The 23463-nt window shown below is 55.1% G+C and carries 17 protein-coding genes; 8 read left to right on the forward strand and 9 right to left on the reverse strand.

Annotation, left to right across the window (positions count from 1 at the left end; all coding sequences use genetic code 11):
* Window positions 1-271 precede the first annotated feature (271 nt).
* The 3 genes from KF752_02980 (at window position 272) to KF752_02990 (ending at window position 5222) form a co-directional block, all read left to right on the forward strand.
* Window positions 272-2608, forward strand: coding sequence for a penicillin acylase family protein (locus tag KF752_02980; protein ID MBX3420500.1), 2337 nt, complete (start codon window positions 272-274; stop codon window positions 2606-2608).
* 40 nt (window positions 2609-2648) lie between these two features.
* A complete protein-coding gene (locus tag KF752_02985) occupies window positions 2649-4286 on the forward strand; it encodes a hypothetical protein (GenBank protein MBX3420501.1) in 1638 nt (545 codons plus the stop codon).
* A gap of 717 nt (window positions 4287-5003) precedes the next feature.
* A complete protein-coding gene (locus KF752_02990) occupies window positions 5004-5222 on the forward strand; it encodes a BON domain-containing protein (protein MBX3420502.1) in 219 nt (72 codons plus the stop codon).
* An 82-nt stretch (window positions 5223-5304) separates the two neighbouring features.
* Here the strand turns inward: KF752_02990 and KF752_02995 are convergent, their stop codons facing one another.
* A complete protein-coding gene (locus KF752_02995) occupies window positions 5305-5787 on the reverse strand; it encodes a CBS domain-containing protein (GenBank protein ID MBX3420503.1) in 483 nt (160 codons plus the stop codon).
* A gap of 158 nt (window positions 5788-5945) precedes the next feature.
* Here KF752_02995 and KF752_03000 point away from each other — a divergent pair, with 158 nt between their 5' ends.
* Both KF752_03000 and KF752_03005 read left to right on the forward strand, forming a co-directional pair.
* Window positions 5946-6803, forward strand: a complete 858-nt coding sequence (locus tag KF752_03000) for a UTP--glucose-1-phosphate uridylyltransferase (protein MBX3420504.1) — start codon at window positions 5946-5948, stop codon at window positions 6801-6803.
* Window positions 6800-10138, forward strand: coding sequence for a UTP--glucose-1-phosphate uridylyltransferase (locus tag KF752_03005; protein MBX3420505.1), 3339 nt, complete (start codon window positions 6800-6802; stop codon window positions 10136-10138). The genes KF752_03000 and KF752_03005 overlap by 4 nt, the downstream gene beginning before the upstream one ends.
* Before the next feature lie 32 nt (window positions 10139-10170).
* Here the strand turns inward: KF752_03005 and KF752_03010 are convergent, their stop codons facing one another.
* A complete protein-coding gene (locus tag KF752_03010) occupies window positions 10171-10938 on the reverse strand; it encodes a hypothetical protein (protein MBX3420506.1) in 768 nt (255 codons plus the stop codon).
* Between the two features lie 441 nt (window positions 10939-11379).
* Here KF752_03010 and aroF point away from each other — a divergent pair, with 441 nt between their 5' ends.
* Window positions 11380-12393 (forward strand): 3-deoxy-7-phosphoheptulonate synthase, encoded by a 1014-nt coding sequence (aroF, locus tag KF752_03015; protein MBX3420507.1) that lies wholly within the window; start codon window positions 11380-11382, stop codon window positions 12391-12393.
* 161 nt (window positions 12394-12554) lie between these two features.
* On the opposite strand, the gene KF752_03020 is transcribed toward aroF, so the two are convergent.
* Window positions 12555-13658: an RluA family pseudouridine synthase gene (locus KF752_03020; protein MBX3420508.1), complete on the reverse strand. Its 1104-nt coding sequence runs from the start codon at window positions 13656-13658 to the stop codon at window positions 12555-12557.
* 49 nt (window positions 13659-13707) lie between these two features.
* On the opposite strand from KF752_03020, the gene KF752_03025 reads away from it, so the two are divergent.
* On the forward strand, window positions 13708-14034 hold the full coding sequence (locus KF752_03025) for a hypothetical protein (GenBank protein MBX3420509.1): 327 nt from the start codon (window positions 13708-13710) through the stop codon (window positions 14032-14034).
* Window positions 14035-14039: 5 nt separating this feature from the next.
* On the opposite strand, the gene KF752_03030 is transcribed toward KF752_03025, so the two are convergent.
* The 6 genes from KF752_03030 to KF752_03055 form a co-directional block, all read right to left on the reverse strand.
* Window positions 14040-15842 (reverse strand): hypothetical protein, encoded by a 1803-nt coding sequence (locus tag KF752_03030; protein ID MBX3420510.1) that lies wholly within the window; start codon window positions 15840-15842, stop codon window positions 14040-14042.
* Between the two features lie 55 nt (window positions 15843-15897).
* Window positions 15898-16977, reverse strand: coding sequence for a ferrochelatase (locus KF752_03035; GenBank protein ID MBX3420511.1), 1080 nt, complete (start codon window positions 16975-16977; stop codon window positions 15898-15900).
* 6 nt (window positions 16978-16983) lie between these two features.
* Entirely contained in the window at window positions 16984-17814 is an 831-nt protein-coding gene (locus KF752_03040; protein ID MBX3420512.1) for a hypothetical protein, read from the reverse strand.
* A gap of 33 nt (window positions 17815-17847) precedes the next feature.
* Window positions 17848-19965 carry an elongation factor G gene (locus KF752_03045; GenBank protein ID MBX3420513.1) on the reverse strand — a complete coding sequence of 706 codons (2118 nt, stop codon included), beginning with the start codon at window positions 19963-19965 and terminating at the stop codon, window positions 17848-17850.
* 275 nt (window positions 19966-20240) lie between these two features.
* Complete coding sequence (locus tag KF752_03050; GenBank protein MBX3420514.1) at window positions 20241-21263, reverse strand: agmatine deiminase family protein; 1023 nt, start codon at window positions 21261-21263, stop codon at window positions 20241-20243.
* A 30-nt stretch (window positions 21264-21293) separates the two neighbouring features.
* A complete protein-coding gene (locus tag KF752_03055; protein MBX3420515.1) occupies window positions 21294-22127 on the reverse strand; it encodes a hypothetical protein in 834 nt (277 codons plus the stop codon).
* A 299-nt stretch (window positions 22128-22426) separates the two neighbouring features.
* On the opposite strand from KF752_03055, the gene KF752_03060 reads away from it, so the two are divergent.
* On the forward strand, window positions 22427-23413 hold the full coding sequence (locus KF752_03060) for a hypothetical protein (GenBank protein ID MBX3420516.1): 987 nt from the start codon (window positions 22427-22429) through the stop codon (window positions 23411-23413).
* Window positions 23414-23463: the final 50 nt, after the last annotated feature.

The following is a 23463-nucleotide window of genomic DNA, read 5'->3' on the forward strand; positions in this document are numbered from 1 at the left end:
ATTGACCTGAATTTCTTTGGCTCAAAACGGAATCTCAGGCGGCGTTGCTGATTGACAATGCGAGCTGAGAAAACACAATCATTGAGTCGCTAGCGAAGCCGCTCGTTCAGTCCAGTGACTGGGCGAGCAGCACAGACGTAGCCGCTGTCGCCAAAGGTTGGACTGGCTGGTAATCCACCCTCTGGCGACGGTAGCTCCATTCAACCTGCAATTGCCATGCGCCTACCCATCCATTTTGTGGCCAACCGATGCTAAATAAAGGAGCCAAACCTTGAGCTGCCAAACATCTATCAATCGCCTGTTCAACGTTGCCGGATCGGCTCTGTTGATTTTGTACTTCTGTTTGGCAGCTCCCAGACCGGCAGGCGCGCAGTTGCAATCGCCTCAGGTACGCGTGCAGGACTCAGCATCAGTGGCACGCGCGGCTCAGATGGCCAAGACCGTCACGATTTATCGCGACAAGTACGGTGTACCGCACGTCTACGGTCCAACCGATGCCGCGTGCATGTTCGGCTTTACCTATGCTCAGTGCGAAGACTACTTTTGGCAAGTCGAAGACGGATATCTGCGAGCGCTGGGCTTGGCCGCTCAAGTCCACGGCGAGTCGGAATTACCCAACGATATCATCAATCGCGGATTGGATATCTGTGGGCTGGCGCAACAGGAGTTTGCTAACGCGACCGCACAGACGCGCGAGTTCAACCAGGCTGTCACCGACGCACTGAATTATTTTTTGGCCACCCACCCGGAAGTTCAGCCCCGGGCGATGCACAAGTTTGAACCATGGCATCCCCTGGCGCTGGGACGTTTTCTACTGTACCAATCCTTCATCTATCAAAAATCTGGTTTGCAAGCCAGGGAAGTGCTGACCGCCGTTCAAGAAATCGACGGTGCAGAGAAAAAGGCTGTCAGCCTACTTCCGGCAACTCGCCAAAGATTGGATGAACTGGCGGAGATGGAAGCCGATTATCGCTCGCTGACCCAACATGTAGGTTCAAATATGTGGGCGGTGCGTCCAGAAAAATCGACCAGCGGGAAGGCGCTGTTATTTATCAATCCGCACCAGCCGTTTTTTGGCCCTGGCCAATGGTACGAAGGGCATGTCGTCAGCGGTGAAGGCTGGAATCTGTCAGGTGCCTGCTTATTCGGCTCTCCCTTTCCGACGATCGGCTACAACGAGCATTTAGGATGGAGCCATACCGTCAATCAGCCCAATATCGCCAACACGTATACCATCCACTTCGACCATGCCGATGATCCGCTGAAGTATCGCTACGGCAACGAGCATCGTCAGGCGACTCAGGAAAAGGTGGCCATCAACGTCAAGACCGACGATGGCCAAGTGACGCGCCAGTTCTTGATTACCAAGACACATCATGGTCCCATTGTCGCCAAGCGTGGCGAAAAGCTGTTAGCCGTTAAATTTGCCAAGCTGGATTCGGGCGGCGCGCTGGAACAATGGTATCACATGGGCAAAGCCAAAACGGTGGCCGAATTCAAAAAGGCCATGGAACCCTGCAATATCCCGATGTTTAACGCGGTGGCCGCCGATTTTCAAGGCAATATTTTCTATGTCTACGGTGGAGCCATCCCCAGACGATCCTTGAAGTTTGATTGGTCCGCTCCCGTTGATGGCAGTGATCCAGAATCTGAATGGCAAGGCTTTCACGCTTTTGAAGAATTGCCGCAGGTGGAAAACCCGGCCTGTGGATTCGTGCAAAACTGCAATCAGTCGCCCTGGACAACGACCAATCTGGGCAAGGAATTGTCGGTCGGGCAAGTCGACGAGAATCCCAAGAGCAATGAATTTCCTAAATACATGGTGACCGAGAAGGAGCGTGATAACGGACGTGCCCGCATTAGTCGCCGTATCTTGGCCAGCAACGCACAGTTCAGCTACGAAGATTGGTCCAAGTACGCATTTGATACCACGATTATCGAAGCTGAGACTCGTATACCTGAGTTGGTTGACGAATGGCAGAAGTTGTTGGCCAAAGAGCCGGAGCGCGGCGAAAAGCTACGAGAAGTGGTGGAAGCCTTGCGCGACTGGAACGGCATCAGCACGATCGAGTCGGTACCGATGACGCTCACCATGCTGACTTTTGAGCGCTTAATGCAGATGCTGCCCAAAGGCGACATCTTGAATTCTCCGCGCGTCCGTGCCTTGGAAGCTACGCTGGCCGACTTGGAAAAGAACTTTGGAACCTGGAAGGTCGCCTGGGGCGAGATCAATCGACTGCAACGCATTCACGGATCGCAGATCGATATGACCGGCCAAGGACAATTCAGCGATTCGGAACATAGTCTGCCGGTTGCCGGTGCGCCTGGACCACTGGGAGTTGTCTTCAACTTCTATGCTCTGCCTCAAAAAGATCAAAAGCGACGATATGGTGTGGCTGGCCACAGTTTCGTAGGCGTAGTTGAATTCGCCGAAGCGGTGCGCGCCAAGACGGTGTTGCAGTTTGGGCAATCTGGTGATCCCAAATCGCCACACTGGTTTGATCAGGCAGAATTGTACGCTTCCGGTCAGTTCAAGCCGTCCTGGTACGTCAAAAACGATGTGGAAGCCAACAGCCAACCCGGCTACCATCCGGGTCAACGGCGCTGATGTCGCCTTGGTGAGTTCTCCCCGTCGATAGGCAACTCGAATGTTTGCTCTCGCCCGAGGCTGCTTAGAGTTCGTGTTCGTGTGGCTGTTGGCCGGTGCAGGTCTGCTCTACTGTCTCGAACCTCGCTTTGACGCGCCGGGACCACTGTGGGGCAGTCTGGCGGGCGGCTTTCTAGTTGCCGCTGCCTGGGGCCTGGTTCGCAACGCCTGGCTTGCACGGCGACAAGCCGCTCTAATTCGCGACTCTTTGGCAGGGGCTATCCCCCTTGCTGGGCGGACCTACGCAGCCATCGGCCGCGCCGTCGCAACAGTCGAACCTCTGCAGACTCCCTTTCGGCACAAGCCGTGTGTCCTGTACGCGTATGAATTGTCCGAAAAGAAGTCGGTTCGCGTTCGCACCCAGAGTGGTTCGCGTACGGACACCCACAAGGTCGTGTATAGCAGCGGCTTGGCGATGACTCAGTGGGCCGTGGAGACGCAAGGCGGTCCTGTTCCAGTACGCGGGTTCCCGGTTCCCGACCAGTTTGAAGAACAACCAGTCGATACAAATCAACACTACCCGCGAATTCGAGAATTTGTTGAGCAGACCGAGTTTACTCGTGTTGGTAAGTGGGAAATTGGCAAGATGCTCAGCTTTGCCAGTCTGGTCCTGCGTGAATCATCCGAGCCGGTGCGTGAAGACTTGTGGTTTGACGGCGCCGAAGAAATGTTCGCTGATCGTACGGCACTGCAACATTGTCGGCTGGTCGAACAAGCAATCGCTGTCAATCAACCGATCTGCGTCATCGGCAAGTACGATCAACTGTTGGGTGGTCTGGTCAATGACCTCGGCCATGGTGGCTTACAAGTCTTGGCTGGCGAGCCAGAGCAGGGGATCAAACACCTGAACCAAACGGCTGCGGTCTATCTATTTTTTGCGCTGATTGCCGGCTTGGCCGGAACGCTGGGCAGCTTTGGAATGCTTTCTCTGCGACAACGCAGTCTGAACTCCCAGCGGCCAGTGGTTGATCTAACGCAACAGTTACTCGCCGCTTTTCAAGCCAAAGAATGGCAACAGTTCACAGAACTACTGGCTCAGGGTGCTTCGCCGGACAGTCGGGATTCAGCAGGACGACCATTGTTACTGGCGGCAATCGATAGTCGCCAACCGTCGGCCATCGACGCGCTGTTGGCGGCCGGGGCCGACGTCAACGCAGCCCAAACGGGTTGGAATCGTCGGCCCATCGAAGCCGCTTTTGACCGCAATCAATGGGACTTAGTGGATCGCCTGCAAGCCGCTGGCGCCACAGGCGATTTCGTCAATGGCAATACGAGTGCGCAGCTGACAGTTGAAATTCCGGAGTTGGAGTTGCTGCTACATCGGTATACGCAAGCCCTCGATCAATCCGACATAGCGCTGATGCAGGCTATCACCGACGACTGGCCGACAGACTATTTGGAAAGCGTCGGCCGAGGTCTTTATAAAGACACACGCCCCGTTTCCTGGCAATACATCGAAGGCTATCGTCGTGACGACTTGGCGACCTACATCGCCGAAGGACGCACCAGGAGCGGTGCTCGAGAACGCTACGTAGTTACCGCTCGGCTTCAGCAAGGCCAGTGGAAACTTCGCCGCGATTACTGGGACGAGGCATTCTCCTTCGCGTTCATCCCGGATCGAGACCCTCTAGGCGAATAGCAAACCTGTGGAGTCGGAACTCCAAGTCGCTCAGAAAACTGCCGGTAGTTTTGCAGTCTCCGTCGATAGCCGGCAGGGTTGAAATAGCTGGTAATGACCCACAGCATTCGTTCATCCACCTTAGGGAAATCAATCTGTCTCGATTGTTCGATTTGCGACAAGATTGTTCGATTTGCGACAAATGTGGATTACCACCTAGCTCCAGTGGAGAATCAACACCCCAAATGGCTTAGCAACTTGGCGCATGTGGAAAATCGCCGCGTTTACGTGCAATCATGCTCATTCAAATAAACCGATTACATCGGTTGTACGGCTTGCATTGCTGGTCACAGCAAACTACCCAGCATGGAAAATGCTAATTCTGATCAATGCTGCATTGCCCCCGCTAATGGATGCAAGTGTCTTTGGAAGAAGTGGCAATGTAGGCAGAATTGAATCAATTCTTGCGAGGCGTTTTGACAACACGAAAGCCGGATTGGCTGAGGATGTCACGAATTTTTTTCGTGGGGGTTGCCGATGAATTGCCGAACAGGATCTGGTAGTAGGAACAGGATGAAAGTTTTCTCAGCCTGCTGCCGATTTGCGAGCTAGGATTCAATTGCGGCTGGAAATGGCCTGAATCGGCTTGAACAACGGTTTGCTGGTCGAGCCTTCAATTCCAGTCCAGTTCAAAACGAACTTCTGTCTGATCTGTGAGTCTGATTTCAAGGGTGCGCAATGCAGAGTTCTCTTTACACTCCATTTAAACTGGGTGCCATGATCAACCAATTGTTTCGCAGCGCCAGCATGTACGACGTCTATTGCCAGTGCACCGGTTCGCTGGTCGTATTGCGCGGCAAAGTTGGAAGCTCAACTGCCAAGCAGCGCGCAGCCTCGATTGCTCGCAAGTGCTGCGGCATGGGTGAAATATCCAACGAAATCCACATAGTTGGCTAAGGCGCAACCGGCGCTGTCCCTGTCCCCGTCCAGCGGCTGTTTCACGCTCGTCGAGGCATCGCAGGCCAGGAGATGCTGCTGACTACGAGATCCTCATCAGGATTCCCGACGAATCTTCGTTTAAGGCCGACAGGTACAGCACTTCGCCATGGACCGGTTTTTCGACTTTTGAGAGTTGCGAAACCACCCGCATAACATCGCGGCGGCTAATCTGCCCCAACAGTCGGCGACCTTCAAGCACGGGAAGTCGCCGCGTAGCTTGGTTCAGGAACGTCTGGCAGATTGTCAGCAGATCGGTATCGGGGGTAATTGTCGGAGGATCGCTATCCACAAAGGGCATCAGCGTCGCGTCTGGCAACCCATCGTAAAGTGCGTTGACCACAACTTCCATGCACGATCTTTCTGAAAAGATCCCCAAGAATTCGCCGTCTGCACTAACAACGGGAGCCCCACTGATGCGGTGTTTGAGCAGGACATCAATCGCCGAAAAGACATCGCAGCCAGGCGAAAGTGTGACCAAATTGGTTGTCATCAAATCGCGGGCGACTGTGGCTGGCTTGACCATAACAATACTCCCTAAAGAAAAGATTTGGTTCGGGAGTCATCAGACTAACGCAATCCAGTCGAGATTTCAAAGTTTTTCGGGACCTTAATTACAATACATTGTGCAAAGTCGGCTTTGCAGCTTCTTCAAGCCCCATCCTGCCCATATCAGTTCCCTTCATGCACATTACCAAAGCGATCATCACAGCCGCCGGATTGGCTCAAGCACATCTGCCCCTGCAGTCGGTGGTCACGCGCTCCGGAGATGTCTATACGGCTCTGGGCACCCTTTTGCAGGACATTTCTCAGGCTGGAATTAACGATGTGGCGGTCGTCATTCGCCCCGGAGCAGCCGATCAATATCGTCAAGCGGCAGGCGGAATGGCAGATCGACTATCGTTTTACGAGCAAACCAATCCGTTGGGTTACGGTGACGCACTCTTGCGAGCCCGTGAATTTGTTGGTGCCGAGCCATTTCTACATTTAGTCAGCGACCATCTGTACGTCAGCCAGACGAATCGCTCGTGTGCTGCACAGCTCATCGAGATCGCTAATCGCGAGAAATGCGCGATTTCAGCTGTCCAGCCAACGCGTGAGAATTACTTGTCGTACTTCGGTGCGATCGGTGGCACGCCGGTACCGATGAAGCCTGGCCTGTATCAAGTTTCCGAGGTGCTGGAGAAGCCGACGCCCACCATCGCCGAACAGCGTCTGATCGTTGCTGGCCAACGCGCAGGCTATTACCTGTGTCTTTTTGGAATGCATGTGCTGACCCCCAGGATATTTGAATTACTTGAGCAGCAGGTCAACCAGTTTCCCTCCGCCCACGGAGTCAACCTTTCCGGTGCGCTCAATCAATTGGCTCGCAACGAGCGTTACTTGGCCAGTGAGTTGAATGGCAATCGCTATAACATTGGCGAAAAATACGGGTTGTTGATCGCTCAACTGGCCATTGCTTTATCGGGTGAGGACCGAGATCGCGTGTTGACAGAATTGCTTCAATTGGTTGCAGAAAACCAGATGCGTGAACGATCATGACCATAACTACCAGCGCTCAGTTGCGCGCTGATCCCCTGCAGGTCATCACGGCGCCCGATGCTGCGGTGCGTGATTTGTCGTTGGATGCTTGGTGCCAGGGCCAGAACCTGTCACAGCTACTAAACGCTTGTCAGAGATTGGACGAATTTCGGCGTCAAAGCGACAATCTGTATCATCGCGTGCGGGCGCTGTTTTTCCTGTACGCTTTACATCGCTTCTACTTGCCGTGCCATCTAGCGGAACGCGAATGTGGTCGAATCCCCGCGATCAGTTACGAACATTTGCTGCAGCGTCGCTTTTACGAATCGGTCAGCGTCATGCTGGCTGAGTTGACCGACAATGGCCCGAGTATTGCGCTCAGCAGTGGCTTGGCAACCGCCTACCATCGTCTGGCCTTTCAAACGCTGGCCGATCAAGTTCGCCAGAGCGTTCGAACCGTGAAAGGCAATCAGTGGATGTTCCGCACGGGTCACCCGGCTGATACGCCACTGCGAATCCGGACTGAATTGCTCAACCGCGATCCGCGCGGCGCCTTCCCAGTGTTGCGCGAAAGCACGAGTGTGCGAATGGATTTTTCGCATAGTGGGTGGAGCGACATTTTCTTTTTGGGTATGGATTACCCTGAAGGTGCGCGAGTCATCAACGCGTCTATTGACTTGGCGGTGCGCGGCAAGCACGCGCGCCCTCAGCCTCCCATTGAATGCAGTCTGCGCGTCTTGGACCAGCCAGTACTCAGGCTTGTCAGCATCGACTTGCAGGCGGCGACGGATATCACGTCCCTGGGGGAAGTCTTTGACTTTGCCCGCGACTATTTGGGACTGCTAAAGTCTGCCGTGATCGCCTCGGGCCTGGTGCCTCCAGGCATGGAAGGCTGCGAATCGGGCATCGAAGCGGTATTGTCACGATTGGTCGGTCCAGGTTTGGGACTGGAGATCGTCAGTCGCGTGAATGACATCCCTAAAGGATCACGACTGGCTGTTTCCACGAATCTGTTAGGTTCGCTGATTTCAGCGTGCATGAGAGCCACCGGGCAGGTCACTCAACTAACCGGACCATTGTTAGAGCAGGATCGGCGCATCGTGGCCGCGCGAGCTATTCTGGGTGAATGGCTGGGCGGATCGGGCGGGGGTTGGCAGGATTCCGGTGGCATCTGGCCAGGCATCAAGTTGATCGAAGGATGTTTGGCAACCGAGCATGACCCCGAGTATGGCATCAGTCGCGGTCGATTGCTGCCACGCCATCATGTCTTTAGTCCCTACGAAATCACCGCCAGCACCCGGCAAGGTTTGCAAGATTCTTTGGTCCTGGTTCACGGTGGCATGGCGCAAAACGTTGGACCGATTTTGGAGATGGTCACTGAGAAATACTTGCTGCGCAGTCCCGGACCATGGCAAGCCAGGACGCAAGCCACTCAGATTCTTACCGACATCCAAATAGCGCTGCAGGCGGGTGACTTGCGCCGCCTAGGTCAATTGACCGATCAGAATTTTGCGGGCCCGCTACAGCAGATAGTGCCATGGTGCTCCAACCATTTCACCGAACGCATGATCGAATTATCGCGTGCCAGATTCGGTAGTCGTTTTTGGGGTTTCTGGATGCTGGGAGGCATGGCCGGTGGCGGTATGGGATTCTTGTTTGATCCAACCTGCAAGACGCAAGCTAGTGGGTGGTTAGAACAAACTTTGTTGGACACGAAGCGCCAGTTAGAGCACTGCTTGCCCTTCGCTATGGATCCCGTAGTGTACGACTTTGCCATCAACGACCACGGCACCAGTGCACAGCTTACAGCGGCCAATCACCTGCCACGAGGCTACTATGAACTGATTGTGCCGGCGCTATTACGCCAAGACATCCAGTCACTCAGCCCTCTGCGTCGCGCCGAACTGGAAGAGGTTGGCCGATTGAGCCGCCAGCCGACGGGATTTGACAATGTCGATAGCGATTTCACCAAGCGACTGCTGGAGCGGATTTTACCAACCACAATTCACTGCGACATCGCGAGCGATTCGCTTGACCGCATGTTGGATGAAAACGGCTTCGATCCAATTCAGCACCAACAATTGCGTGAAGATTTGCTAAACGGGCGGCTTGGACTAGCCCAAAATCGGATGCCGGCAAGTACTACGATCGAGGACGTCTTGCCCGACGATGTCATCGATGTGCGACGGTTTAACGATTTATCATGGCGCGAGAAGGCGCGGCAAGCCATCGCCGAGGGTCAAGTGGCGGTGTTCACATTAGCGGCTGGAGTCGGCAGCCGCTGGACTCAAGGTGCTGGAGTAGTCAAAGCCCTGCATCCGTTTTGCAAATTCGGTGGACGCCATAGAACATTTTTGGACCTACATCTGGCTAAGAGTCGTCAAGTGGGACAACAATCGGGATGTTATCCAGCCCATATCGTCGCTACTGGCTATCTGACCGATGCACCCATTCGGCAGCACCTGGAGCAGTTGTCGTATTCTGGCGCCAAGATTGTGTCTCGCGGGCAGAGCGTGGGTCTGAGAATGATTCCGACCCTGCGTGACTTGCGCTATGCTTGGGAAGAGCTGCCTCAACAGCTGCTAGACGAACAGCAGGAGAAGGTCCGTCAAAGCGTGCGCGTCGCTCTACGGAGTTGGGCTGACACGGCGGGCCAGGCAGCCGACTACCGTGACAATCTGCCCAAACAGTGTCTACACCCGGTCGGGCATTGGTACGAAGTGCCCAATCTACTGCGCAACGGAGTACTCAGTCAACTTCTTAAGCAACAGCCACAGATTCGCACAATCTTGTTGCACAACGTCGATACACTGGGGGCCACAATTGACCCAGATGTCTTGGCGATCCACCTGCACGCCGGAGCCTGCTTGTCATTCGAGGTCATCGCGCGGCGCTTGGAGGATCGCGGTGGTGGGCTGGCTCGCGTTGACGGTCGTCCACGATTGGTTGAAGGATTGGCCATGCCCAACGAAGACTTAGAATTCGAATTATCGTACTATAATTCGATGACCACCTGGATCGACATCGATCGACTCTTAGAGCTGTTCGGCTTGTCGCGCGGAATGCTGGATCAAGCCGCGCTGGTTGACGAAGCCATTCGACAATTTGCTCGGCGCATGCCGACCTACATTACACTCAAAGACGTCAAGAAACGCTGGGGCAACGGTCAAGAAGATGTTTTTCCAGTAACGCAGTTCGAACGGCTGTGGGGCGATATGACTGCGTTGCCCGAGGTAAGTAGCCAGTTCATCGTGGTGCCACGAATCCGTGGTCAGCAACTCAAAGAGCCAGCTCAACTGGACGGCTGGCTCAGAGATGGTTCCGCAGCAGCTATCGAACAGTTATGCTGTTGGTAAGTCGGCGTGGAAACGCCCACAGACCGATGGAGTCAGACAGTAGGCTGCTCATCGAGCCAAGTTAGAAATACATTGACACCTTGGTAATAGGCGATGATGCCTGCCAGCACGGTCATCCAGATCAACAAGCTCCTGATGGAGAAGTGAAATGGTTCGACGGGCGCGGCCCGATCCCATAATTCATGGACCATGCGACAGCGGGCCAGCTCGACAGACACCACCATTGTCATGAGACACAACGAGGCGACAACATATCCGTACATCAATTGCCGGATAAACAGAAACGTCATCAACTGTAGAAACAACCAAGCCATGATCGTCCAGCAGTGCTGGAACCTCGCCCATGTATCCACCCAGCGCCGGTGCCAGGCTGCCTCACCGATCCATGCTGCGGACAGAATCAGCGGTAAGCCCCATGCCAGAATCGGCGGGATTGCGTCGCGCGGATGCTGAAACTCTGACGCAGTCCAAACTGTCATCAGCACCACTAGCAGTAGGCTAACGAGCGCTTGCAGGGCGAAGCCAGCAATCCAAAGTGCTCGACTGTGGGTTACGGCAACCAACAAGATCCCGCCGGCGACGAACCAGATGTTCGAGAACGATATCAGACTGGCAGCCGTAAGTCCCTGCTCTGCAAATAGTTCACTGGACACATGAAAGATTCCGATCGGCCGTCGGATTGAATCATTGCTGCCCACCGAAAGCGGCAACCACAGGCAAACCATCCAAAACCAAGCCGATATCTGAGTAGCCCAGACCGAGGTTAACCTCCATATCGAAACTGGCGTTTTAGTCTGCATGGCAGCGCCCGTTGAATATTGAAACCGGAGCAGGGCCGCTTGCGTGAACAAGCAATCTCGTCTGGATGCAGGGCAGGGAGTCGGCTAAGTATTTTCTACGTAGCTCGCTAAGCTATGTTCGCAGCTTTATCCTTTAATTCAAGCCAAAGCCGGTACGAACAGCCCATAATGACCCAGTTTCGGTCAGCACCTTAATAATATTGTCAGGGGTTGTCATTGGTGCTGACGACCCACATAATACCTGAACTATGGTCGCAGACTTACGTACCTTAGAACCCAGCTTTTATTTTTACCTGGAACGCATTCCGGGGCCGTGAAAGGTACATGGGCAACGCTAGCCGACATGAATCACAACCAACGCAGCCCCGGGGATCAATAGACTCCGGGGCTTTTTTGTTTCAAATCCAGTCAGTAGAACTTCAGAAATTAGGGAATAATCCGATGATCGTTGTCATGGAGCCGGGCGTTACAGAGCAACAAATTCAACACATGGCGGATCGTATTCAGCAACTGGGGCTCAAGGCCCACGTCATTCGCGGCACGGAGCGGACCGTGATCGCCGCCGTAGGCGATGAGCGAATTACCAATCCCGAGGCGCTGGAGACCGGTCCAGGCGTGGCGCAAGTGCTGCCCATTCTAGCGCCGTACAAAATGGCCAGCCGCGAATTGAAACCGCAACCGACCCAGGTTCAAGTCGGCAGCTTTCGGGCCGGCGCTGGCGTGATAGGCGTTATGGCTGGTCCATGCAGCGTGGAGAGTGAAGAGCAGTTGATGGCTTGCGCGCGGGCCGCCAAGTCGGCTGGGGCCACCGCGCTACGCGGCGGGGCGTTCAAGCCGCGTACCAGCCCGTACAGTTTCCAGGGCATGAAGGAAGACGGCCTCAAACTGCTGGCCACCGCCCGCCAAGAGACCGGTCTGGCGGTAGTCACCGAGGTGATGAGCACCGAATCGGTCGACCTAGTTGCGCGCTACGCCGACATTCTGCAGATAGGTGCCCGCAACATGCAGAACTATCGCTTGTTGGAAGCCGTTGGAAATACGGATCGCGCCATCCTGCTCAAACGTGGCCCCAGCGCTACCATGGAAGAGTTCTTGCTGGCTGCCGAATATATTTTGAACGAAGGCAACCAACAGGTCATGTTGTGCGAACGTGGTATCCGTACCTTCGAAACCCACACCCGTTTCACGTTGCCACTGGCTAGCGTGGCCTATCTGCATCGCAAGACGCACCTGCCGGTGATCATTGACCCTAGTCATGGGACAGGCCATTCTTATATGGTGGCCGATATGGCGGTGGCCGCCGTAGCTGCGGGAGCTGATGGACTGATGATCGAAATGCACCCTTGCCCCGAGAAAGCTCTATCGGACGGCTACCAATCGCTGGATTTTCAGCAGTTCACTGAGCTGATGCAACGCTGCCGGCGTGTCGCCGCAGCCGTAGACAAGACCATGTAGGACGTCTCGGCCTGCTTGTGAAGTAACTGAATGTACAGCAAGAACGACTGGAACCACCGGTTTTCCGGAGGCAGGCTACTTCATTGAATTCGAACAAGCCATGCTGTTCAAAAGACGACTGATGTTCGACTAACATTCATCCGAATGGGCAACAGTTTTTGTTACAGGCCTCGTAGCCAATCGGCTAGATCTCGCGGCCAAGGCATTTCGAACTTGAGCTGCTGTCCGGTAAACGGATGCATCAAGGCCAGTCGATCCGAGTGCAAGGCCTGTCGTGGAGCGCCGCTGTCATCGGTCAACTGCTGCCCGTTGATGTCGCGGATGTACAGCGGTTCGCCGCACAGTCGATGGCCGATCTCGGCTAGGTGGATTCGAATCTGATGCGTCCGTCCGGTCTCTAGTCGACAGCGAAACAGAGAGTACTTCCCGCCTGCTAGCGGCTTACATCCCAATACGTGCGTCACTGCAAGCTGCGCTGCCTCGCGCTGCTGATCGTCGGCCGACTCAGGCAAGCTGCCGCGCAGGCCGTCACCGCGATCGCGAATCAACAGCGAGCGAATGGTTTGAGCCGCTAAGCTCCCATGGCACACGCCAACGTAGTCTCGCTGGATCAGATGTTCTCGAAACATCGCAACCAGTTTTTGTTCGGCTGGTCGCGTGCGTGCAAACAGCATCAAGCCACTGGTGTGTCGGTCCAGTCGATGGACGGGAATCACTTGTAGCTCGGCGGGCAAACGATACGCCGGCTGGACAGGCGTTGCTCCGCTGCGCACCAGACGCTGCTTAGAGTGTCGCGTACCCCGATTTTGTCCTTTGGGCGGCAACGGTGGCCAGCGCATTCGCAGCGTGCGTGCGATTACCGGTGGCAATAGTTCTTCTAAGGTGGGTTGAAGCTGTCGACGACGTGTACCCAGCCCCCGCTCTTCAAAATGTCGGACGCTGGTAATGCCGGCAGGCTTCTGGACGACCAGCAAGTGCTGGTCTAAATGTACCAATCGAATGTCGTTGGTATCGACGGGCTTAGGCAGCGGACGGCTCCACAGTTTCACGACGTCACCAGGGCCGACACGCCGCGCCTGGTCCAGACACAAATTACCGTTGATTTCTACGCGGCGAGCCAATATCCAGCGGCGCACCTGTCCCCAACTGACCGCTCCAAGCGAATCTTTTAGGGCCGCCGCCAACGTCAGGCCACTTACACTGGGACCAAGATGATACACTGTAAAAGGCTGTCCATCTCCAGCGGATGCGGCTTGATTGTTCATAGTGAGCCCTATTATAGCTGGCGTCTACTCAATAATGAGGAAGTATCCGATGAATCACGCAACGATTTCGCGCGCGACTTGTACTCTACTGGTCGTCTGCCTGTGTGGTTGTGCAATTCTAGCGATGAGCGGTTGTCGTCAGGATAACCCTGGCTCATGGCCAGTTGAGCGTGTTACAGCCAAAGTTGCCGAAAGCCTCGGGTTATCCGACTTGAACCTGCAAAACACCGAGCGCGGATTGGAGGGAACCGGCAAGCGAGCCGATGGTGAATTGCTCAAGCTGACCGTGACTCAACATCCCGACGAACACGCAATACGCTGGGAAGCTACAGGCGACCGCGGCTTTGTTGAAGAAGGTTCCTACCAACTTAAATAAGCCAGTCACTTTGCTGATCTTTGTCGCTTGAGCAGCGTTAGCGCAGCACAAGCTACTAGCACCGCACAGGCCCATGACAGCGGATAGCCGACTGACTGAACCAATCCCCAGCGACCATCGCGGCGTGGCTCGGCCAAGATGGTGCTGGCAGTCAGCCGCTCGGAACATTGCAATAGTCGACCGCTGCCATCGATCTCGGCTGAGAGCCCCGTGTTGGCAGCCACCAATATGGGCCGACGATTCTCAACGGCACACAGAATGGAACCCGCTAGATGGTGATCGAGCATCGAAGAGCCCTTGAACCAACTATCGTTGGTCAAGTTGACCAGCACATCGGGACTGGCATTCTGCCCCGCAAGCTGACGCAGTTGACGCCCAATCACGTGAGGCATCATGCTTTCAAAGCAGATGTTGGGTGCCACTTGCGCGTCGCCAATCGAGAATGACTTGGGCTGGTCGCCAGCTTGTAGGCTGGCAAAACTGAACATGCCTTCCAACCAGCCCAACAGTGGTCGTAGCGGGATGTACTCTCCAAACATGACCAGATGCATCTTACTGTAGACATCGGCCACTGCTCCATCGGCACCTAGCCACACAGCGGCGTTGAAACGGCGGACGTCGTCCGGCGAATAACGAATGTAATCGCAGCCTACCAACAGGTCCGGTGCAGGCAGGTTCTTTTCGGTTGAAGCTGTAGACGGATCTGCGGGCAGAGCATTGGGGTCCACCCCTCGGCTGGCCAGTAAGGCTTTTTGAACTTGTACGTCAAATCCCCGCCTCATCTGGGAAACATGGTCTTCTAAGTCCTGGCGATCAAGTCCCTGGGCTTGCAAATCTGACCTGAGCGCTGGTGGCATATCATCACCATCCAGTTCCCAACGAACAAGCGGTGACAGGGCGGTGAACGTCGATTCAGGCCACACCACCAAGTCCAACGCAAATGGTCCGCCAGCAGACCTCTCCGCCACCGCCTGTTGGCACAACAAGGCGTACTTGTCCCACGACCGACGGGCGCGGGCAACATACTCGTCGAAATCAGGACTCATTTCAAAAATGCTGGGCGTATTCTCTTGCAGCAGCAAGCAACGCAACACTGGAGGTTGAAGGGCCAGCGAGTCGGCTTGATGCAAACGCCATCGACCATAACCGGCAATAGCCATCAGCAACGATCCGGCGATCATGGCAGGGACAAGACTGTGACACCAACGCCTGGCCAACAGTCGCTGCGCGAATTCCAAGAGCCCGGCAGCGAACATCACCATACAAAAACTCAATCCACCGGTTCCAACCTGATCGACCATCTGGATGATCAACGGCTGCATGGCCTGCGAATGGGCCAGCGAGTTTGCTGCGTAGCCCGAGAATAGATGGGAGCGCCAGGTCTCACAACCTGTCCACACAACAGGTGCGGCCAACACCAGCGGCACACGCCAACGGTGAACGAGCAGGCGAGTTATACCGACCATCAGCGGAATATAAATCGCCAGGTACGCGGACATGGCCAACCAGCCGAAGTAGAGTGCCCAAAAGGCCAAGCGTACGCTATGTACCGCAACCAGCCAAAACAAACAGCCGCTGAGCCACAACGCCCAATAGCCTGCATACCCAACCGCTTGAGGACGCCTGCAAACTAGCAACCAGCCAATGGGTGCAATCCAGGCTAATGGATATAGGCCCGATGGCGGAAAGGCTAGCTGGAGCAGCACTGCGCTACACAGAGATGGAAGCAAGACGCCCTGAGTCCAACTGCTTTCACACTGGGCAGCATCAGCTGCACAGTCAACTTTTTTCGGCGTTGGCCGCTTCATGGAGTCCATTCCGAATGATTCATCCACTTTTGAAATTCGGGAATACCAACTGCGCTTAACTGGTGCCACCACTCGGACGCGACAGACTCTCAATTGGGCCACCACGTGGGTACAAACAGCAGTTTGCGGCACACTCGTCGGTCACAGGAGATAGGTTGCCAACGCAGGCGCGTGGTGTCGAGGGTTGCAAACGCTCGATGATCAGGTCCACAATCATTCGCACGAACTCAGGATGAGTTCCTACCGCCGGCGCTCGACTGTAAGCAACTCCCAATTTCTGGCACGCCTGCTGAGCTTCAAGGTCCAGGTCGTACAGCACCTCCAGGTGGTCGGTGACAAATCCCAACGGTACGACAATCACTGCTTTCACACCCTGCTGAGCCAAGTCACCCAGGCGGTCACCAATGTCGGGTTCCAGCCACGGCTGTTGCGGCGGTCCACTACGACTTTGATAGACCAATTCCCACTGAGCGCCCTGCCTGTCAGGATGGACCACTTGTCGAGCGATCAGCTCGGCTGATTCCGACAACTGCCGCACGTATTGGCAATGATCCGACATGGATATCGGTATGCTGTGAGCGGTATATAGCAGCTTGGCATCGGCACGCAGGTGCTGAGGCAGCTTTTCGATGGCCGATTGAACCAACTGGGCTTGGGCAGCAATGAATCGGGGATGATTGAAGCCAAAGCGCAAACGTGGCGCGGTGCGCGGTGCGTCAGGACCTAACTGGCTTTGCGCAGCGGCAATGTTCTCGCGATATTGTCGGCAGCCCGAGTACGAACTGAACATGTTCGTAAAGATCGGCAATGGTAGTCGATGACCGGCATGCTGAATCTCGCGCAGCGCATCGACTAGATAGGGTGACCAATTGCGATTACCCCAATAGATGGGCAGATCGATGCCAGCGGCCTGCAACTCTTGCTGTAATCGCGCGATTAAGTCGCGATTTTGAGCGTTGATCGGACTAACTCCACCGAAATGCAGATAATGTTCGGCCACTTCCAACAGTCGCTCGCGTGGCACCGGCTTGCCGCGCAGCACGTTTTCCAAGAACGGAATTACATCATCCGGACCTTCGGGCCCACCGAATGACACCCACAAGATACAGTCGATAGTGGATTGCTGGCTGTTCATCGCTGTTTATTGCAGCAGGTTAGGTATCGTCGGAGGCGGAGGCTCACTGGCAGGTGCCGCTTCAGCGGCACCATCATCTTTCGGCTCAATCACGTCAACAGCCGGTTGCCTGACGCGCGGTCGAGTATCGGTCGCAGACGACTTGCCGGGCATGACTTCGCCTAAGGGCGTACCGGACAAGCCCGCCAGCGCCAACGTGACGATCAAATACAGCGCGTAAAGCAGTAGGCCTTGGCCCAGTTCAATTTCTAAAGTCAACACCGCCGCTGCTGTTCCTAGCCCGATCATGACGGCGAACATCAACAACATTTCCAAAAGTGAAGTCTCGGCGGCGCTCTCATACCCGTTTAGGTAGGCGGGAATAAAGCGGTAGAGCGCCCATCCTAGTGCAAATACAACCGCGCAGATGAGACAGCGAACCCACAATTCGTGACCCTGAAAACCCTGCAGTTCATCGTCGCGCAAAAACCAGTAGCCTACAGCCACCAACGGAAGCGCCAGCAGCAGCCCCGCCGCGCCGACGATCCAGGCAGATGGCGGCTGGTTACTGAGCCTCAACCCGAAAGCCACGGCGAAGACTGTCAGTGTGCCGAGAGCCGCAGTCAATATGACTGGTAGGCTGAGCTTGACGTCTTGGCGGCCAATTGGCTTGAGTACCGACTTGCCCTTGCTGTCGGTGGGGCCCTTATCGGCAGGGGCATGAACCACTACCTGCTGAGCTAATTCCGGAATCTTGATCGTGGCCTTGCACTTGGGACAAGGCCCGCTTTTACCAGCGAATTTATCGCTGACGGAAAAGCGGGTAAAGCAAGTCGGGCAAGTTACTGGAATTGGCATGGTAACCGGTCGCGAATAGCAAACGTAACCAACCTATGCTTTGGCGGCCAATTCGCGCTTCTTGCGAGCGGCAATTACTTCCTCTTGAACATTGCTGGGGCACTTACGATAAGACAACAGCTCCATCGTAAACGTACCTTGCCCCTTAGTCATACTGCGCAAGTCGGTGGCGTATCCGAATGTTTCGGCCAGTGGCACCTCTGCAATGATATACGAAATGGAATCGCGAATGTCGGTTGACGAAATGAGGCCGCGACGCCGCACGACATCGCCGACCACGTCCCCTTGATAGGACTCGGGGCATTCCAGTTCGACCTTCATGATCGGTTCCAGCAGTACTGGCTTGGATTTCTGCATCGACTCGCGGAAGCAACCCTGAGCGCAAATGTAGAACGCTCGTTCGGAGGAATCCACGTCGTGGTAGCTGCCATCGCGCAGGTCGATCCGCACACCGACCACCGGATAGTCGGCCAGCGGCCCTTTGCCCACCGAGTCGCGCATACCCTTTTCGACTGGAGGAATGAACTGCTTGGGAATACGACCACCCACGATGTGCTCTTCAAATTCAAACTGTGTCTCGCCTTCGGGATCGATGGGACTGAGTTCGCCTTTGATGTGGGCGTATTGTCCGGAACCGCCAGTTTGCTTTTTGTGCTTATAGTCGAACTCAACCTTTTGAGTGGGCGTTTCGCGGTAGCTGACTTTGGGTGCTCCGGCCTGAACTTCGACTTTGTATTCACGGCGCATACGCTCGATGTAGATATCCAAGTGCAACTCGCCCATGCCGCAAATGATGGTTTCGCTGGTCTCTTCGTCGTTGTACACCTGGAACGTTGGGTCTTCCTTGCGGAAGCGCTGCAAGGCTTTGCTCATCTTGTCCGCATCGGCGCGGCTGGCGGGATTGACTGACATTTTGATCACTGGCTCAGGCACGAACATGCTTTCCAGCGAACAGTAGCCGCGTTCATCCGAATAGGTATCACCGCTAGCGCAGTCGATACCCATGATGGCCACGATATCGCCCGCCGAGGCGCTGTCGATTTCTTCGCGCTGGTCAGCATGCATCCGCACGATACGGCTAAAACGATCCCGCCGTCCGGTGCGCTGGTTGGTATACATTTCACCTTTAGAAATGGAGCCTTGATACAAGCGCATGAAAGTCAATTGACCGTAGGGGTCTTCCACGATCTTGAACGCCATGCCCACAAATGGTTCTTTGGGGTCGGCTTTGAGCGGAAACTTTTCGCTCTCGTTCTCGAACTTGCGCGCCTTGATCTCTCGTTCCAGCGGATTGGGCAAGTAGCGGCAAACCGCATCCAGCAACGGCTGGACACCTTTATCTTTGAAGGCCGAGCCGACATAGACCGGAGTAAGTCCTTGATTCTGAACCGCATCTTTGACGACTTTGTGAATCAGATCGGCAGCGATCTCTTCTTCGCTGAGCAACAACTCCATCATCTCGTCGTTGTACATCGACAAGCTTTCCAGCATGGAATGGCGATACTCCTTGGCTTCGTTCACCATGTCGGCTGGGATGTCGTACTCTTCGACCTTTTCACCCCGATCACCAGCGAAACGCAAAGCCTTCATGGTGATCAGGTCGATACAGCCAGCAAACGTTTCGCCGGCACCGATGGGCAATTGCATTAATACGGCGTCGGTGTTCAGCTTATCGCGCATCATCTGCACGACTTTTTTGGCATCGGCACCGGTGCGATCCATCTTGTTGATAAATGCCAAGCGAGGCACATTGTAGCGCCGCATCTGACGGTCGACCGTCAGTGATTGACTTTGCACACCACCAACTGCGCACAGCACCAAAACGGCTCCGTCCAACACGCGAAGCGATCGCTCGACTTCGATGGTAAAGTCCACGTGACCGGGAGTGTCGATGAGATTGATATGGTGAGGCTCAGTAATGACGGCCCCTGGACTGCCTCCCCAGGAAACGCTGGTGGCCGCGCTGGTAATCGTAATCCCGCGCTCTTGCTCAAGTTCCATGTGGTCCATCGTCGCGCCATCACCGCCGCCCTTGACCTCTTCGATCTTATGTATGCGGCCCGTGTAAAACAAAATGCGCTCGCTGAGCGTTGTCTTGCCGGAGTCGATGTGAGCACTGATACCGATATTGCGAACTTTTGTAAGGTCCATAGATTCACCCAGAGCATTCGATGGCGATCCAGCACCACAGAGCCGTTAATCCCAGTCCTGGTAGACCAGCGCCCAGAGCCGTTGTGACTCCGGTGGCATTGTGACACTGTGTAGGCCCAGACTACCTCCCCATACCATCTCCGCCGGATGGGGGGGCATTCAGTACGTTTTAGCCCACGCTGCAAGTTTTGTAGGTGGGATATCTTACTGTTTCCCGTCCCTGGGAAAAGACCAAAAGTGCTAGGTAAATAACCGCTACCGACATGAACCAGGTTTTAAAGCGGCTGTTGCTGTGACGCGCAGTGGAAGGCGCCCAGCCCGTAAATCAGATCGTAGGCATCCGTTGGGATAATCTGCCGATTCGGCACCAAACCCTCAAAAAGCTTGAGCGCTTGGCGGTCGGTGGACGAACTGCGAAAGGTGGGGAGGATGAGGGCACCGTTGACCAGCAGGAAGTTGCAATAGCTCTCTGGAACACGCTGCGTCCCGACCATCCGAGGCGGGGGGGTGGGCAACGGGTGGACAACTAGGGATTGCCCCTGAGCCGTCCGGGAGCGGCGAAGAATTTCCAGGTTTTGCTCCAAGCCCTCTCGATTAGGATCATCGGGGGCTGAACTGGTAGCGGCCACTACCACTCCCGGAGCCACGAATCGAGCTAGTTGGTCAATATGGCCGTCGGTATCATCGCCTTGTAGTCCGCCGCCATCGACCCAAATGATTTCCTGGACGCCCAATTGCCGCTTCAGCTCGGCCTCAACCATCAAGCGTGACCAACCCGGATTGCGACTCATGGCCAACAAACAACTACTGGTAGTCAGCAGAGTCCCTTGACCATCGGTCTCCAAGCCTCCACCCTCGCAATACAAAGCCGAACGACTGCGACCGCAGGCCAGATGACTGCAAATACGCGCGGCGACAGCAGCATCATCGTCAAACGGCAGATATTTTCCACCCCAAGCGTTGTAATGCCAGTCGACGCCTACCAGCCCGCCGTCGCTCTTGCGTTTTACAAAAGTTGGACCGTAATCGCGAATCCAAACGTCGTTGGTCTTCCAGGGATAAATCGTCACCTGGTCAATGCCAGCCAAGGCCGCCTGGACTTCGGGCATTCTTGACTCGCTACCGGCCAGAACTTTCACTGGCTGCAGCGCCGACAACTGACGAATCCACTGAACGTACAATGGGGGAATGAAATCAAAGTGCCCCAACCAAGTGTTTGCGTTGTGAGGCCACGACAGCCATATGGCGGATTGCTGTTCCCATTCGGCTGGCCAGTAGTGTGGGCTGGATGTCTGCATGAATTGACTATGTGTTGTGATTCGATCGCGTCAGCATTTTACTGGCGGGATAGCAGAGCGGTCCAGATCGCGATATTGCCGGGCAAGCCCCAACGCGAGCAGTACAGTAAATACTTGCGCCGCAATGACGCTCAGTGGACCAGTCAGAATCCAGCTCGCCAGATTGCCCGCCGAGTTTGCCGGCGAAAGTGCCAGCAGGCCAAGAATTGCTACGGACGTCAGCAGGATCGACAGCCACATTGCTGGACCGATAGGTCGTCGGTCATTCAATGCCCAGCCACAGGCTGCACTACTGTAGCAACAGCCAATGAATAACGTGACCGCGACGCCAATCAACAGTAGCGAGGGAACATCCAGCCGCACGATACTGTGTACGGCCAACGCGGCCCAGGTGATCGCCAGCAAGTAATCCAGCAAGCGAACTTGGCCGCCGCGCAGACTGTGTGTCACCCAACCTGCTGACGTCAAGGCGGGATTCAATCGTACGGACAACCACCCAGCAACCTGCAGGCCAACGGATACCAATAAACACTCGGCAGTAGTCAAGTCTGTGACATGTTGCAGGACACGAGTCCACAGCCAACTGCTAGCAGCCACGATCAGCATCGAGCCAAACGCAATGCCGCTTGAGCGCGCCAACCAGAACCCGATCAGAAACTGACATCCCCATAACCAGCCCACCAGAGTTGGCTGAAGCCACTCTGGTATTTCGCTACCGACGGCCAGCACCCCGACCGCAATTCCATTGACCGCGAGCAGCAAAGGCAGCCAGAACCAAGCCAAGTAATCGGGTACAGAAGCTTCGTAATCGCTGGACTCAGCGAAAAAACTTGGGTGACTCTTTGCGGCCAGTGGTTCGGACAATTTCAGTTCCCACCCATTGATGACTGTCGGTCAACTGTGGTCGCTACTCTCGCCTGAGAGTAGAACACAGTTCTATTGCACGGTTTGGCGACCTGAGCCTACAAGAATTCTTGGCGAATCTAATCCTTGCCGAATCCAATTCACGCATCGTTAACGCACTGCCATTGTAAACCGATCACGCCCAGATTCAGCCCGCAGCTTGCTTCCTGCGTAACGTCGGTGCGAAGTCGTCGGTATAATAGTGGCATACCTGCTACATTCGATTCATGCCTTACAATCGCTGCACTGGCAGTCAGCTCATGAAGAACAAGCCCACTCAATCCACTGCACAGCCGATTCTGGGCTGCGTTGGGTTAAGCGTTGCTGGTCAGCCGACGCAATTTGTGTTAGAGCGGGCCTTTAACATGTTGTCGCTGGATTGGCGAGCCATCTCGGTCGAAGTCGAACCCGACAAACTGCACACGGCCTGCCAGGGAATGTTGGCCATGGGATTCAAAGGGCTGCGACTGTTGGGCGAATCACAATTGCAAGCGGTTTCATCCGTAGCTGCCAACGATCCGCCAACTCAGTTTATTGGCAGACTAACTTCGGCCATCCGTACCGCAGATAGCTGGCAATGGTGGGATAATTACGGCTATGCCTGGATCGATATAGTCGCATCGCTAGCCGCCAAGCTTCCCAGCTTTGTGTGGCTACATGGCGATAGCCTTACAACGCGTAGCCTATTTGCTGCGCTGTTGGATACTCGATCTGAACTCGCGACCAACTGGATCTGGACTCACCCCACGAAGCTGTCGGAGTCTGACCAGTGGCCTTCGCCGGCATATCTGCGAGATGTTCGCGCGCAAATTTTAGAATCGGATGCAGACGGGGTAGACCAACACTTGCAGCACTGGCTGGCCGCCAGCGCCCAGCCTGCGGCCAAAGATAAAGCGGTACCGAACTCACCAACTACAACTCGAAATTCGTACACTGGCAACAACCCACAGGCCGGCGCGACGGCCGCAGCAACTCCGGCGCGACTACTGGCGTTTGTCTCCGAAAGCCCGCACATTCCGGAGGAGACAATTCAGCGACTGAGCGGGCTTCAAACCCACGAGCTTTGTGGATTAATTCTCCCCAAAGAGCTTTCGTTTCCTAAGACAGCATCATCAGCAATGACCAGTCGCATCAGCCCAGCGGATCTGTGGGTCGCGGGCGAAGCCCATGACTTTCTGCGTTGGACAGGACGATCCGTAGACGCGCATCTCCTCCGCGACGCTTATGACGAGTATTGTGATTTCTGATATTGAATGGTGGATTACGTTTGATTGGAATTACTTGGAGATCACAGCGC

Source organism: Pirellulaceae bacterium (assembly GCA_019636385.1).
Lineage (GTDB): Bacteria > Planctomycetota > Planctomycetia > Pirellulales > Pirellulaceae > Aureliella.